Annotated in this window: 8 protein-coding genes; 2 read left to right on the top strand and 6 right to left on the bottom strand. The window is 51.9% G+C overall.

Annotated elements, in window-relative coordinates:
* Window positions 1-52: 52 nt before the first annotated feature.
* Together nrdA and ubiG are read right to left on the bottom strand one after the other, a co-directional pair.
* Window positions 53-2338, bottom strand: coding sequence for a class 1a ribonucleoside-diphosphate reductase subunit alpha (nrdA, locus tag RIN69_RS15465; RefSeq protein WP_313852871.1), 2286 nt, complete (start codon window positions 2336-2338; stop codon window positions 53-55).
* A 540-nt stretch (window positions 2339-2878) separates the two neighbouring features.
* Window positions 2879-3607, bottom strand: coding sequence for a bifunctional 2-polyprenyl-6-hydroxyphenol methylase/3-demethylubiquinol 3-O-methyltransferase UbiG (gene ubiG, locus RIN69_RS15460; protein WP_313852870.1), 729 nt, complete (start codon window positions 3605-3607; stop codon window positions 2879-2881).
* A 181-nt stretch (window positions 3608-3788) separates the two neighbouring features.
* Between ubiG and gyrA the strand changes: the two genes are divergently transcribed.
* Window positions 3789-6425 carry a DNA topoisomerase (ATP-hydrolyzing) subunit A gene (gene gyrA, locus RIN69_RS15455; protein WP_313852869.1) on the top strand — a complete coding sequence of 879 codons (2637 nt, stop codon included), beginning with the start codon at window positions 3789-3791 and terminating at the stop codon, window positions 6423-6425.
* A gap of 58 nt (window positions 6426-6483) precedes the next feature.
* On the opposite strand, the gene RIN69_RS15450 is transcribed toward gyrA, so the two are convergent.
* Window positions 6484-6801: a hypothetical protein gene (locus RIN69_RS15450; protein WP_313852868.1), complete on the bottom strand. Its 318-nt coding sequence runs from the start codon at window positions 6799-6801 to the stop codon at window positions 6484-6486.
* A 155-nt stretch (window positions 6802-6956) separates the two neighbouring features.
* On the opposite strand from RIN69_RS15450, the gene rcsC reads away from it, so the two are divergent.
* Complete coding sequence (gene rcsC, locus RIN69_RS15445; RefSeq protein WP_313852867.1) at window positions 6957-9806, top strand: two-component system sensor histidine kinase RcsC; 2850 nt, start codon at window positions 6957-6959, stop codon at window positions 9804-9806.
* A gap of 75 nt (window positions 9807-9881) precedes the next feature.
* Here the strand turns inward: rcsC and rcsB are convergent, their stop codons facing one another.
* From rcsB to RIN69_RS15430, 3 genes are read right to left on the bottom strand one after another with little or no spacing between them, the layout of a single operon-like run.
* Window positions 9882-10532, bottom strand: coding sequence for a response regulator transcription factor RcsB (gene rcsB / locus RIN69_RS15440; protein ID WP_052897352.1), 651 nt, complete (start codon window positions 10530-10532; stop codon window positions 9882-9884).
* Window position 10533: 1 nt separating this feature from the next.
* A complete protein-coding gene (gene rcsD, locus RIN69_RS15435; RefSeq protein WP_313857767.1) occupies window positions 10534-13194 on the bottom strand; it encodes a phosphotransferase RcsD in 2661 nt (886 codons plus the stop codon).
* Between the two features lie 21 nt (window positions 13195-13215).
* Complete coding sequence (locus RIN69_RS15430; protein WP_313852866.1) at window positions 13216-14370, bottom strand: MFS transporter; 1155 nt, start codon at window positions 14368-14370, stop codon at window positions 13216-13218.
* Between the last annotated feature and the right edge of the window lie 510 nt (window positions 14371-14880).

The raw sequence follows: 14880 nt of genomic DNA, 5'->3' as shown, positions 1-14880 counted from the left end.
AGGGTAGTGGCCGGGCTGTGCCGACCACTACTGAAGTGTCATCCGGGGAGGATTAAATCTTACAGGCGCCGCTTTCGCAGCCATCATCCTGAATGGACGGTGCCAGATCGTCCTGCGCATCTTCCGCGCCATCACGGGTGTTCTGGTAGTAAAGCGTTTTAACCCCGAACTTATACGCAGTCAGCAGATCTTTAAGCAACTGCTTCATTGGTACGCGACCGTTAGCAAAGCGCGTTGGATCATAGTTGGTGTTCGACGAAATCGCCTGGTCAATAAATTTCTGCATCAGGCCAACCAGCTGCAGATAACCGTCGTTATTTGGCATATCCCACAGCAACTCATAGCTGTCTTTCAGGTTCTCATAATCCGGCACCACCTGGCGCAGAATGCCGTCTTTGGAAGCTTTGATACTGATATGACCGCGCGGCGGCTCAATACCGTTAGTGGCGTTAGAGATCTGCGAAGAGGTCTCCGACGGCATCAACGCAGAGAGCGTCGAGTTACGCAGGCCGTGGGTTTTAATCTGCTCGCGCAGGTTTTCCCAGTCCAGATGCAGCGGCTCGTTGCTGATAACATCCAGATCTTTCTTGTAAGTATCAATCGGCAGAATGCCCTGTGCATAGGTGGTTTCGTTGAACCACGGGCAGGCACCTTGCTCTTTCGCCAGCTCGTTGGATGCTTTCAGCAGGTAAAACTGAATTGCTTCGAACGTCTTGTGCGTCAGATTGTTGGCGCTGCCATCGGAGTAGCGCACACCGTGCTTCGCCAGATAGTAGGCAAAGTTGATCACGCCAATGCCGAGGGTACGACGGCCCATTGCGCCGCGTTTTGCCGCCGGAATCGGATAGTCCTGATAATCCAGCAGCGCATCCAGCGCGCGAACCGCCAGTATTGCCAGCTCTTCCAGATCGTCAAGGCTGTTGATTGCACCAAGGTTGAACGCTGACAGCGTACAGAGTGCGATTTCGCCGTTTTCGTCATTCACATCCAGCAGCGGCTTGGTTGGCAGCGCGATTTCCAGGCACAGGTTGGACTGGCGTACTGGCGCGATTGCCGGATCAAACGGGCTGTGGGTGTTGCAGTGGTCAACGTTCTGGATGTAAATACGACCGGTTGACGCGCGTTCCTGCATCATCAGTGAGAACAGATCGACCGCTTTCACACGCTGTTTGCGGATGCTGTCATCTTTCTCATATTTGGTGTACAGACGCTCGAACTCATCCTGATCGGCGAAGAAGGCATCGTACAGGCCCGGGACGTCAGACGGGCTGAACAGCGTAATATCTTCACCTTTCAGCAGGCGCTGATACATCAGTTTATTCAGCTGTACGCCGTAGTCCATATGACGGACGCGGTTGCCTTCAACTCCACGGTTGTTCTTCAGTACCAGCAGGCTTTCCACTTCGAGATGCCACATCGGGTAAAACAGCGTGGCGGCACCACCGCGTACGCCACCCTGAGAACAGGATTTCACTGCGGTCTGGAAGTGTTTGTAGAACGGGATACAACCGGTGTGGAAAGCCTCACCGCCACGGATTGGGCTGCCCAGTGCACGGATGCGACCGGCGTTAATACCGATACCGGCACGTTGTGAGACATATTTTACAATCGCACTGCTGGTGGCGTTGATGGAATCAAGGCTGTCACCACATTCAATCAGTACGCAGGAGCTGAACTGACGAGTCGGGGTGCGCACGCCAGACATGATTGGCGTCGGCAGTGAGATTTTGAAAGTCGAGATCGCATCGTAGAAACGCTTGATGTAATCAAGACGGGTTTCACGTGGATAGCCGGAGAACAGGCAGGCAGCGACCAGAATGTACAGGAACTGCGCACTCTCGTAGATTTCACCGCTGACGCGGTTCTGCACCAGATATTTACCTTCCAGCTGCTTAACCGCTGCGTAGGAAAAGTTCATATCGCGCCAGTGGTCGATAAAACCGTCCATCTGCTCGAACTCTTCCGCCGAGTAGTCTTCCAGCAGATGCTTGTCGTATTTTCCCATGTCAATCATACGTTTGACCTGGTCGATCAGTTTTGGTGGCTCAAACTGACCGTAAGCTTTTTTACGCAGGTGGAAAATCGCCAGGCGTGCTGCCATGTACTGATAATCTGGCGCTTCACGTGAGATCAGATCGGCTGCTGCTTTGATTACCGTTTCGTGGATATCAGAGGTTCTGATGCCGTCGTAGAACTGGATATGCGAACGCAGCTCTACCTGGGAAACAGAAACGTTTTGCAGACCTTCAGCTGCCCAGTCGAGAACCCGGTGGATTTTATCAAGATTAATACGTTCTTTGCGACCATCGCGTTTTGTGACCAGCAGACTCTGATTCATGTCGGGTTTTACCTGTCCGTAAAAAATATCCCCTGTTTATGCACAGAAATCTCATTGTGAGTAACTCTGTGGATAAACACTATATGTAGTAGTCAGGGGAGGATTGTGTAACTAGATGGTGAGTATTCTAGTAACTTATCCGCGCATAACAAGAGTTGATTTCTGATCGTTTTTCGGTTCCAGATGCAGACTTTTTACTAAGTCCGCGTTTCTCTAGGGCCGTAGCGCTGTCAATCCTTTAGATAAAAAAATCAAAATTTTGATCGAACGCTGATTTTCTATCCATTGCTTATTGCGGGCAATTTTCTTTGCGGAAAAAGTGTTCTGAGCCGGACGATTTTATCGCCCAGCAGGTTTTAAGCGATAGATTCATTTGCAGGCGGCATCATTCTGACAAATAGCTCACCAGACGTACAACAGGAAAAAGATCTGTCGATGACGGGTAATACTATGAAAATCCGATGGCATTTTGATGAAAGGGTTTCGCGGAGCAGGGAATTTATTGCTAAGGGCGGCAGCAACGCCGCCCAGGGCAGAAAGTTACTCAATCACGCTGTGGGTATGCACCATATAGTTCACGTCTACACCGCGACCTAAACGGAATTTATTGGTCAGCGGGTTGTAGTGCAGGCCGATAATGTGGCGCTCGCGCAGTGGCGTTTCATCAACCCAGTTCAGCAGCTCGGCAGGGCGGATAAACTTTTTAATATCATGCGTGCCGCGTGGCACCATGCGCAGCACATACTCTGCGCCGAAAATCGCCATTAACCAGGATTTACTGTTGCGGTTCAGGGTAGAAAAGAACACTTCGCCGCCCGGTTTTACCAGACGGGCGCAGGCGTGAACCACAGAACGCGGATCCGGCACGTGCTCCAGCATCTCCATGCAGGTGACAACATCATATTGTCCGGCAAATTGATCGGCATGATCTTCCACCGTCTGCTGCACATAATCAATTTTTACGCCGCTTTCCAGCGCATGCAGACGCGCCACTTCCAGCGGTTCAGCACCCATATCGAGGCCGGTAACTTCGGCGCCTTCACGCGCCATACTTTCAGCCAGTATGCCGCCGCCACAGCCGACATCGAGCACTTTCTTACCGTACAGACCGTTAGCGTGCTGGGCAATATAGCCGAGGCGCAGCGGGTTAATCCGGTGCAGAGGTTTGAACTCACCTTCCATATCCCACCAGCGCGAAGCGACCGCCTCAAATTTAGCGATCTCCTGGTGATCGACGTTAGGGACGCCAGTATTAGGGTTTGCATTCATCGAATTAGTGCTCCAGCAACAAAATTTCTCTGAAGTATACATCTTTCCGTCAGTGAAGGGCACGAGAGCGCTCCTGGCGAATAAAGCATGCATTACGACGCTTTCCATTCACCGTATCAGTGCAGTGTGATATACTTTCGCACCTTTGAATCCGGGACTAATGTAGAGGGATAGCGGCTCCATGAGCGACCTTGCCAGAGAAATCACACCGGTCAATATCGAGGAAGAGTTAAAGAACTCCTACCTTGATTACGCCATGTCGGTCATCGTTGGCCGTGCATTACCAGATGTTCGGGATGGACTCAAACCAGTCCACCGTCGTGTGCTCTATGCCATGAACGTTCTCGGTAACGACTGGAACAAACCATATAAAAAGTCTGCCCGTGTTGTCGGCGACGTAATCGGTAAATATCACCCGCACGGCGATACCGCCGTCTATGACACCATTGTGCGTATGGCGCAGCCATTCTCGCTGCGCTACATGCTGGTCGATGGTCAGGGTAACTTCGGTTCCATTGACGGCGATTCCGCGGCAGCAATGCGTTATACCGAAGTGCGCATGTCGAAAATCGCCCACGAACTGCTGGCGGATCTGGAAAAAGAGACCGTCGACTTTGTGCCGAACTATGACGGCACTGAGCAGATCCCGGAAGTGATGCCGACCAGAATCCCGAACTTGCTGGTTAACGGCTCGTCCGGTATTGCCGTTGGTATGGCGACCAATATTCCTCCTCATAACCTGACAGAAGTGATTAACGGCTGTCTGGCTTATATCGATGATGAAAACATCAGCGTAGAAGGGCTGATGGAGCATATTACCGGGCCAGACTTCCCGACGGCGGCGTTTATCAACGGTCGTCGTGGTATTGAAGAAGCCTATCGCACCGGTCGCGGTAAAATTTATATCCGCGCTCGTGGTGAAGTAGAAACCGATGCGAAAACCGGTCGCGAGACCATCATCATCAATGAAATTCCTTATCAGGTGAACAAAGCGCGCCTGATTGAGAAAATTGCTGAGCTGGTGAAAGAGAAACGTCTGGAAGGCATCAGCGCATTGCGCGATGAATCCGATAAAGACGGTATGCGCATCGTCATCGAAATCAAACGCGATGCGGTTGGCGAAGTGGTGCTGAATAACCTCTACTCGCTGACGCAGCTGCAAACCTCTTTCGGCATCAACATGGTGGCACTGCATCAGGGCCAGCCGAAGATTATGCCGCTGAAGGATATTATCGAAGCCTTTGTGCGCCATCGTCGTGAAGTTGTCACGCGTCGTACTATTTTCGAACTGCGTAAAGCGCGCGATCGTGCTCATATCCTTGAAGCACTGGCGATTGCGCTGGCGAATATCGATCCAATTATCGAACTGATCCGCCAGGCGCCATCGCCAGCCGAAGCGAAAGCCGGTCTGATTGCGCGCCCGTGGGCTCTCGGTAACGTTACCGCTATGCTGGAACGCGCTGGTGATAATGCGGCGCGCCCTGAATGGCTGGAAGAAGAGTTTGGTATTCGTGACGGTCAGTACTACCTGACCGAGCAGCAGGCTCAGGCGATTCTTGATCTGCGTCTGCAGAAACTGACCGGCCTTGAGCACGAAAAACTGCTGGACGAGTACAAAGGTCTGCTGGAGCAGATTGCTGAACTGCTGCACATTCTGGAAAGCGCAGAGCGCCTGATGGAAGTGATTCGCGAAGAGCTGGAGCTGATTCGCGATCAGTTTGGTGACGAACGTCGTACCGAAATTACCGCTAACAGCGCAGATATCAACATCGAAGACCTGATCAACCAGGAAGATGTGGTGGTTACGCTGTCGCATCAGGGCTACGTCAAGTATCAGCCTCTGACTGATTACGAAGCGCAGCGTCGTGGTGGTAAAGGTAAGTCGGCAGCACGTATTAAAGAAGAAGACTTTATCGATCGTCTGCTGGTGGCCAACACCCACGATACCATTCTGTGCTTCTCAAGCCGTGGCCGTCTCTATTGGATGAAGGTTTACCAGCTGCCGGAAGCCAGCCGTGGTGCTCGTGGACGCCCAATCGTCAACCTGTTGCCGCTGGAGCCAAACGAGCGTATCACCGCAATTCTGCCTGTACGTGAGTACGCGGAAGGGCTGAATATCTTTATGGCGACCGCCAGCGGCACCGTGAAGAAAACCGCGCTGACTGAGTTCAGCCGTCCGCGCAGTGCCGGTATTATTGCCGTCAATTTGCGTGATGACGATGAGCTGATTGGCGTTGCGCTAACTGACGGTAATGACGAAGCGATGCTGTTCTCAGCCGCAGGTAAAGTGGTGCGCTTCTCCGAGCAGGCAGTGCGTGCCATGGGCCGTACCGCATCCGGTGTTCGCGGTATCAAGCTGGCGGCAGGCGACAGCGTGGTCTCGCTGATCATCCCACGTGAAGATGGCGCGATCCTGACGGTAACGCAGAACGGTTACGGTAAACGTACCGAGAACAGCCAGTATCCGACCAAGTCGCGTGCGACTCAGGGCGTTATCTCGATCAAAGTCACCGAACGTAACGGACCGGTTATCGGTGCGGTACAGGTGGTCGACAGCGATCAGATTATGATGATCACCGATGCCGGTACGCTGGTGCGTACCCGCGTTTCTGAGGTCAGCATTGTCGGACGTAATACGCAGGGTGTTATCCTGATTCGTACTGCGGAAGATGAAAACGTGGTTGGCCTGCAGCGTGTGGCTGAGCCGGTAGCAGAAGAAGAGCTGGATGCTATCGACGGCAGCGTCGCGGAAGGTGATGACGAGATCGTGCCAGAAGTGGATAACGATGACGAAGCCACTGAAAGTGACGAAGAGTAATCGTTACGCTTAAAGCACCAGATAAAAAGGCCAGCATTGCTGGCCTTTTTTAATTCTGTTACTCCGCGATAATCCGATTCTGCCGCAGAAAAGCGATAACCTTGTTCACCACCAACTGATGAATCGCCGCGCGCTCCGCCGGTGGGATTTCACAGAGAAATTCCTCTCCCTCTTCGGCCAGCACCGCTGCCGCCTGCGGCTGGCACAGCGGCAGGACATCGAAATGACCGGTATGTGGCAGACGCTGTTGCGGTAAGTGGAGCGTTTCTACGCCTGAATCCAGTGGTTTGGGCGTGCGAATATAGTCGTCAGCGGTGATCAATAACACCGGCAGCTGAATGCTGGCGACACTTTGCGGCGTAATCACATAAGCCATCCCCGGCAAAACGCCCTCACAGTGGCGCGCGGCGCACTCAGAACAGGCTGGATTATCGTGAAGCACCGCGCCAGTTCTGGCTTTTTATAACCAGTACCGCTACTGTATCGGGATCGCAAAACGCACCACTGACCCTTAGCCGCCATAGGTTACACTTGAAATATTTTGTCTCTTTTCGCACTACGTTAAGAATTTCCCGCTATCTGTTTCGGGCGCTGGCTCTAATGCTCTGGGCGCTTGGCGCACTGCTTACCGTTTTCTATATTATTAACGTGTTGCACGATAAAGAGTCGCAGGTGCGGCAGGAGTTTGGTGCCAATTACGACCAGGCGCAATGGTATATTCATCATTCGGTCGACATCACCCGCGAGCTGAAGTTTATCGCCGAAAACCGGCTGAGTTTCCCGGAAAATGGCTCCGATATCATCAATGGCAGTGCTGCTGCTAAATCGATGCCGCCGCAGTTTTATCCGCTGCGGGCAAATTCTGATTGCTCAACTATGAGTAATACCTGGCGTAGTTCGCTGGATTCGCTCAGCTATTATCTCAATTACTGGAAAAGCAATTTCTCTTCTGCCTGGGGACTGAACCGGGTGTTCTTTGTTGGCGATGAAAGTTTGTGTCTGGCGGATTTTGCGACGGGTACCGCCTCGGTTGAGCGCGAAAGGGCGATTAAGTCGCTGAATGAGCATGTTTTACGCTATCGCGATGCCAACGAGGAGGAGCGTAAAAACAGCCTGTACTGGATTGCTCCCGGTACGCAGCCGGGCGTCGGCTATTTCTATATGGTCACGCCGGTGTATGTCGCTAACAAAATGAAGGCGTTATTGGGTATTGAGCAAAATATCCGACTGGATGATTTTATCTCTCCGGGTAATCTGCCGGTGGTAGCAACCTTTGTTGACCAGAATAATCAGCCGATTCTCTCCACTGCCCACAACAACGGTGGTTTCTCGCTCGACGATCTGCCGGATAATAAAGCCTGGTTTGGCTATCTCAACGGTTATAAGCAGCTGGTGCTGAAAAAAACGCTACAGCCTTCCACACTCAGCGTGGTCTATTCCATCTCGACTGATGTGTTAGTAGACCAGCTGAAGATGCTGATGATTAATGCACTACTGCTTAATCTGCTGAGCGGCTTGATTATCTTCTCGCTGTCGTGGCTGTTTGAGCGACGCATGTTTTCGCCGGCAGAGGAAAATGCGCATCGCCTTGAAGAACATGAGCAGTTTAACCGTAAGATCGTTGCATCGGCCCCCGTTGGTATCTGTATTCTGCGAACCAGTGACGGCACCAATATTCTGAGTAACGAACTGGCGCATAATTATCTGAATCTGCTGACCCAGGAAGACCGTCAGCGACTGACGGAAATTATCTGCGGCCAGCAGGTTAACTTTGTCGATGTATTAACCGGCAGCAACACCAATTTGCAGATCAGCTTTGTCCATTCGCGCTATCGGAATGAAAATGTGGCGATCTGCGTGCTGGTGGACGTCAGCGCCCGCGTGAAAATGGAAGAGTCGTTACAGGAGATGGCGCAGGCCGCCGAGCAGGCCAGCCAGTCCAAATCGATGTTTTTGGCCACCGTCAGCCATGAACTGCGCACCCCGCTGTATGGCATTATTGGTAATCTCGATCTGCTGCAAACCAAAGTGCTGCCAAAAGGCGTCGAATCGCTGGTCACGGCAATGAACAACTCTTCCAGCCTGCTGTTAAAAATCATCAGCGATATTCTCGATTTCTCAAAAATTGAGTCTGAGCAACTGCGGATTGAGCCGCGCGAGTTTGCGCCGCGTGAAGTGGTTACCCATATTGCCTCTAACTATCTGCCGCTGGTGGTGAAAAAGCGCCTGACGCTTTACTGCTGTATTGACAGCGATGTGCCGATATTGCTGGATGGCGACCCGCTGCGATTACAGCAGGTGATTTCTAACTTGCTGAATAACGCCATTAAATTTACCCATACCGGCTGCATTATTCTGCATGCCTATGTCAGGGATGGTTATCTGGCGTTTCGCGTGCGCGATACCGGCGTCGGGATCCCGGCGAAAGAGATCACCCGCTTGTTTGATCCTTTCTTCCAGGTCGGTACCGGCGTGCAGCGCAACTTCCAGGGCACTGGCCTCGGGCTGGCGATCTGCGAGAAACTGATCAATATGATGGATGGCGATATCGAAGTCGATTCCGAACCGGGAATGGGTAGCCAGTTTATTGTGCGTATTCCGCTCTATAACAGCCGGGTGATTGTGCCGCCGTTGCACGAAGGCTTGCAGGATAAGCAGGTGTGGCTGGCGCTGAGAAATGAATACCTTGCCGATTTCCTTGAAAACTTGCTGAACGATCACGGTATCCGGGTTCAGCGCTTTGATGAAAATGGCTATGGTGCTGATGATGTGATTATCACCGACTACGATTTTGACGCAGCAAGGCAAGTGCGTGCGGTAATTGTATTCGACGGCAAGCATATTGATATGCCACAGGAAGTTTCGACCGGGCGTTGGGTTTACAGCACCGCCACGCCGCATGAACTTCCGGCATTACTGGGGCGGATCTACCGTGTGCCGGTTGATGTTCCTGACGGGCTGGCGCTGCTGCCGGCACCAGAAGAGAGCGTCAACAACGAGGATATTCTTATCCTGGTGGTGGACGATCATCCTATCAACCGGATGTTGCTTTCCGATCAGCTCGGATCGCTGGGTTTCCGGGTGAAAACGGCCCAGGACGGTGTGGATGCGCTGAATGTGATCAGCCGCAGTGAAATCGATATCGTGCTGAGCGACGTCAATATGCCGAATATGGATGGTTATCGCCTGACGCAGCGCCTGCGACAGTTAGGGCATACTTTTCCGGTGATCGGCGTTACCGCCAATGCGCTGGCAGAAGAGAAGCAGCGTTGTATTGAAGCCGGAATGGATAACTGTTTGTCGAAGCCGGTAACGCTGGATACTTTGCAGAAGACCTTAGCGTTTTATGCTGAGCGGGTCAGAAAAGTACGGGAAGGGTAGCCACTCAGTCGCCGGATAGTTACGGGCGGCGTTTTCGCCGCCCGTAGCAAACAGCATCGACCGTAAGGCGATATGTCAGTCTTTCTCGACCGGCATGGAACTGACAGAAGAGAGGTAGTTCAGCAGTGCGATATCGTTATCAACACCCAGTTTCATCATCGCTGATTTCTTCTGGCTACTGATGGTTTTAATGCTGCGGTTCAGCTTTTTGGCGATTTCTGTTACCAGGAAGCCTTCAGCAAACAAACGCAACACTTCGCTCTCTTTCGGTGACAGGCGTTTGTCACCATAACCACCGGCGCTGATTTTTTCCAGCAGTTTTGCCACGCTGTCCGGGGTATATTTCTTCCCTTTTTGCAGTGCTGCCAGCGCTTTCGGCAGATCGGTTGGCGCACCCTGTTTCAGCACAATGCCTTCAATGTCCAGATCCAGTACCGCGCTAAGAATTGCCGGGTTATTGTTCATCGTCAGAACGATAATCGACAGGTCCGGATAGTGACGTTTGATATATTTGATTAGCGTGATACCGTCGCCGTACTTTTCACCCGGCATCGATAAATCGGTAATCAATACGTTGGCATCTAATTTAGACAGGCTGTTAATCAAAGCAGTAGAGTCTTCGAACTCACCAACCACGTTTACCCATTCAATCTGTTCAAGTGACTTACGAATGCCAAACAGGACAATCGGATGGTCATCAGCAATAATTACATTCAAATTATTCATCTTATTGGTTACCTTGCTGCAGCAGTTCATTAACGTAGCCGTCAATGTTACTGGTGGTATTTTTAATGTTTGAATCGTCACACTCTTTAATGTGCTGTTCTAACGTTTCACAAAGCTGCTTGCCGGGTACCAGATTAAGCATGGCAAACACGCCTTTGAGGCGATGTGCGGTCTGAGCAAGCGAACTGTATTCCTTGTTCGTCGCCTCAGTATACAATCTCTTTACATCATCCGGTACTGTGTCGACAAACAGCTGGTAATAACCGCTACTAAGCAGCGGTGTGGCGTCCTGTTCTTCAACAGGTTCATCACCCAGCGCATCTTGCGCCAGCTGTTGTTCAATCAGCTGTAACAATGCATCTTGCATTGCACTACTGATATTAAAGTTCACCCGGTACTGATTATCGTTAATCGCCCGATAGCCCATTTCGTCGTCCGTGAGCAGTAACGACCAGGGCGTTAAACGCGCCGGGTCATCCGTCACCAGGACATCATGATCCTGGCCTGAGAAGCGCTCATCTGGTGTTATGCAGTTTGCCCCCCAATTTTCCAGCTGATGACAAACAATCTTACGTACATCATCAACCGTAATCTCAATTAATGCCGTTAATCCTTCCAGCAGTTTCTCTTCCTGCAATTGCTGATTTTCCAGCGGCAGGTGCAAGTTAATGCTGTAACGGGTGCCAATATCTGGTCTGGCATGGATATCTAAATGCCCGCCGAGTTGTTTACACAACTGTTTGCACAGGAAGAAGGCAAGGCCAGAAGCCTGACCAAAGCGATCCTGTGAGGTTTCGCCAAGAAACGGAAAATCATTATTGCCCAGTTCATCGACCGTCAGACCCGCCCCGGTATCGACGATTTGAATCGTCAGGCGGTCTGGCCGTTCGGAAGGGGAGTCGACGTCCAGCGTAATTTTGCCCCAGTCGGTAGTGGTCAATGAATAGTGCAGCAGCGTTGACAACACTTTGCGGATAGCGCGTCGATCGCCAAAACGCATCTCGTCACTGTTCAGGCGGTTGCGCATCAGCAGCGTCAGCCCTTTGCGGCGGGTAAGCGGCAGCAGCTCCAGCGCCAGTTCATCCAGCAGCGATTGCAGATTGAATGAAGCCGCGTCTGGCGTCCAGTCATGGGCTTCCAGCCGGTTGAGTAACACAATATCGTCCAGCATCCGGCTCAGTGCTTCCGTTTGTTGCAACACATTCAGCCGCGCTTCTTCATCACTGTCATCATTCAGCTGCTGTAACTGGCCGACAATATTGCTCAGTGGGCGATTGAGCGTATGGCCGAGATTCTGCAACAGCTGCTGGCGCATCTGATGATTTTTATCCAGTACCTGCTGCGCCTTTTGCAATTTTTTATTGACCAGCAGCTCCCGATCCTGGTCGCGCATCATAAACAGCTGGGTGTGCGGCGAAACTACGCTACGCGCATGGCGGATCTCATACACTTCATTATTGACGGTTGCCTGCAGTACACCCTGATGCTGATCGGACATATTGATGATTTTTTGCAGGTTAAGATGCGGCAGCAGGTGTTCGGCAATCTTATTACTGATAATGGTGCGATTACTGGCGAAGTCATAGACCAGTAACCCGACCGGCAGACTGGCAACAATCTCTTCATTCAACACCCGCAGCGAATCAAGTTCGGCGCTCTGATTTTCACTGGGGCGCAGTGATTGCTGACGGAGCAAAAACAGGCCGGCCAGCGACATCAGCAGTAGCGCCAGATTAGCCAGCAGCGGCCACATCAGATTGTGCAGCGTATCGAATAGCAGGCTGGTGATCGGCACGCGGTAAACCAGTTGCAGCGGTGAGCTGCTCAGTGAAGAGGCAATTTCAACGTTAGGGTTAACCAGCGAAATATGGGTATTCTGGCCGTCGTCATCACTCTGGGCACCTTCGCTAATCACCGCGCTGTCTTGTTTAAGCTGGAAGTTTTCCAGCGGCATATTGTGTGGAATCAGATCGTTGATCGGCAGATCAAATGCGACCACCGTTGCCAGATGGCCGGGCTGATTAAAGGTGGTGCGTAAGGTAAAGTAGTGATCGTTTTGCCACGCAAAACGGCGCAGCGGTGAGAAGCTTTCGCGCTCATCCAGCGCATTAGCCTGCTGCAGCATTTCCGCACGGCGGGCATCGACAATGTTGGTGATGGCACTCTCTTTATAGCGCGTCGCCATATCTTTTAGCGGCAGGGTAGAGATCAGAATCAGACTATTGTCCTGACCATTAAGAAAATACATCGACCAGGTGCTGTTTTCCGCACCCCACAGCGTATCAAGATAGCCCGACATGCGCTGGGTCATATCCAGCGTGCTGCTGTCGTGAGATCCGAAGATCAAGGCTTCTGTTTTGCGGCGGGTTTTTTCCAGATAATAGACGTCGGGACGCAGGCGCGTCTCTTGCAAACTATTGGGCGGCGTTCCTGCCGCGCTGGCTGCCAGATTTTCATAAATTTGCCAGGTCGCAAAGCGATAGCTGTCGATACGCTTTTGCATCGCGTAAGTAATATCGGACATTGCATAACGTTTTTCTGTCAGCCATGCGTTCACCGCGTTATGGATCATAAAACCCAACGCCAGCAGTAATACCAAAATAAACATCACAAAAAAGCGTGTGACATTGCCAGAAGTGAGGGGAAACTTATATGGCACCATAACGTAATGTGACACCCAAAATTATCGTGTGACCAGCCGGGCGCTGGCAGCAACAGCTAAAAGCAGCACAGCAATGGCAGAAAAGGCCGTCGTCAGGTTAGACCACTGGGAAACAAAGCCGACCAGTGCCGGGCCAGCCAGAATACCCGCATATCCAATCGTTGTCATGGCAGAAATTGCCAGGTTTACCGGCATGGTTTCCTGCTTGCCTGCGGCACTGAACAGGATTGGCACGGTGTTGGACGCACCAAAACCCACCAGTAAAAAAGCCAGTAGTGTCACCCGCGCATCATTGACGCTGACGGCGAGTAAAATTCCGGCGGCGGCGCACAGACTGCCGAGCAATAAAATCATCGCGCTGCCGAAATAGTTAACGATGCGATCGCCTGTCAGGCGGCCAATGGTCATGGCGATGGAAAACACCGCATAGCCCAGCCCGGCTTGTGAGGCGGGCATGTCGCGCACGCTGGTCAGGAACAGTGCGCCCCAGTCAAGAATCGCCCCCTCAGCGAGAAACAGAATAAAGCAGAGTGCGCCCAGGAACAGTACCCAGCCGCGCGGCAAGACAAACAGGGGGGAATCGGCGTGGTGCAGACGATCGCTTAACAGATGCTTCTGACTACTCAGCAGCAGCAGGATAATCAGTGCGGCGATAATCAGCACCGCATTCAGCGGCGACAGGCCGAGCCACAGCATTGCACTCACCAGCCCGGCACCGGCGATGCCGCCAATACTAAAGAAACCATGAAAACCAGACATCATGGCGCGCCCGGAGGCTTTTTCCACCTCGACAGCCTGAATTTTCATCGCCACATCCATTAAGCCGATTGACGCGCCGAATGCCATCAGGCAGAGCGCCAGGGTAACCGGCGTGGGTAACACTGCCAGAAGCGGCAATGTCAGCATAATCAGCAGGCCGGCAACCACAATTACCGCCTTACAACCGTACTTGCCAGCCAGCATGCCGGTCAGTGGCATTGCCGCCAGCGAGCCAGCGCCGAGAAACAGCAGTAAACCGCCCAGTGAAGCATCACTCAGCGCTACGCGTGCTTTAGCATACGGCACGAGGGGCGCCCAGGCGGACATGCCCATGCCGGCAATAAAAAATATCACACGCGTGGCTATCTGCGTGGCAAAGGGTGATCGCTGGAGTTGTACAGCATCTGATGTGGTCATTTTTATCGTGTTATTTCCGCGCAGTAAGTCTGTCTTTTTACCACAATCGGCTCCGCCTTAGAATGGGAGACGTCGCAGTGCTCAGCGTTACCTGCTGATTAAGTTCAGTCTGCAATTATGCAGATGTAAATAACCGATAAAAACAGCAATGTTAAGTTAAAAATGATGCCGGGCTACGTTTTCCAGACGGTTCCTGGTGGAGAATCCACACCACCGAGCGCGTTAATTGCTTTGATGCTGCCACTACAAACGCCGGTTTATTCCAGCGCTGTTTCTGAGACAGTAGTGATAATTTATTGTTTTTACGACGGTTGTCTCGTGATCTCAGGCATTTATCTGACCTCTTTGACCTGCCGCTAATCACAAATCTGTGTAAATTTAAAACTTCCCTCGCCTGTAACCACTGCGTTTTTTTGGTCCTTTCCTTGCTATGCCGGCGCGCAACCGCGGCTTCGCTGAAAATAATTTGTATCAGCCAAATCAAAACATTAGGCAGCGTTTGTCTGACCC

It is taken from the genome of Winslowiella toletana (assembly GCF_032164335.1).
In the GTDB taxonomy this organism is placed as follows: domain Bacteria; phylum Pseudomonadota; class Gammaproteobacteria; order Enterobacterales; family Enterobacteriaceae; genus Erwinia; species Erwinia toletana_A.
This window is presented reverse-complemented; position numbering and strand designations above follow the sequence as displayed.

Coding starts and splice junctions, on each gene's coding strand:
- gyrA (WP_313852869.1), top strand. CDS start 3,789: ATGAGCGACCTTGCCAGAGAAATCACACCGGTCAATATCGAGGAAGAG.
- RIN69_RS15430 (WP_313852866.1), bottom strand. CDS start 14,370: ATGACCACATCAGATGCTGTACAACTCCAGCGATCACCCTTTGCCACG.
- RIN69_RS15450 (WP_313852868.1), bottom strand. CDS start 6,801: ATGGCTTATGTGATTACGCCGCAAAGTGTCGCCAGCATTCAGCTGCCG.
- ubiG (WP_313852870.1), bottom strand. CDS start 3,607: ATGAATGCAAACCCTAATACTGGCGTCCCTAACGTCGATCACCAGGAG.
- nrdA (WP_313852871.1), bottom strand. CDS start 2,338: ATGAATCAGAGTCTGCTGGTCACAAAACGCGATGGTCGCAAAGAACGT.
- rcsB (WP_052897352.1), bottom strand. CDS start 10,532: ATGAATAATTTGAATGTAATTATTGCTGATGACCATCCGATTGTCCTG.
- rcsD (WP_313857767.1), bottom strand. CDS start 13,194: ATGGTGCCATATAAGTTTCCCCTCACTTCTGGCAATGTCACACGCTTT.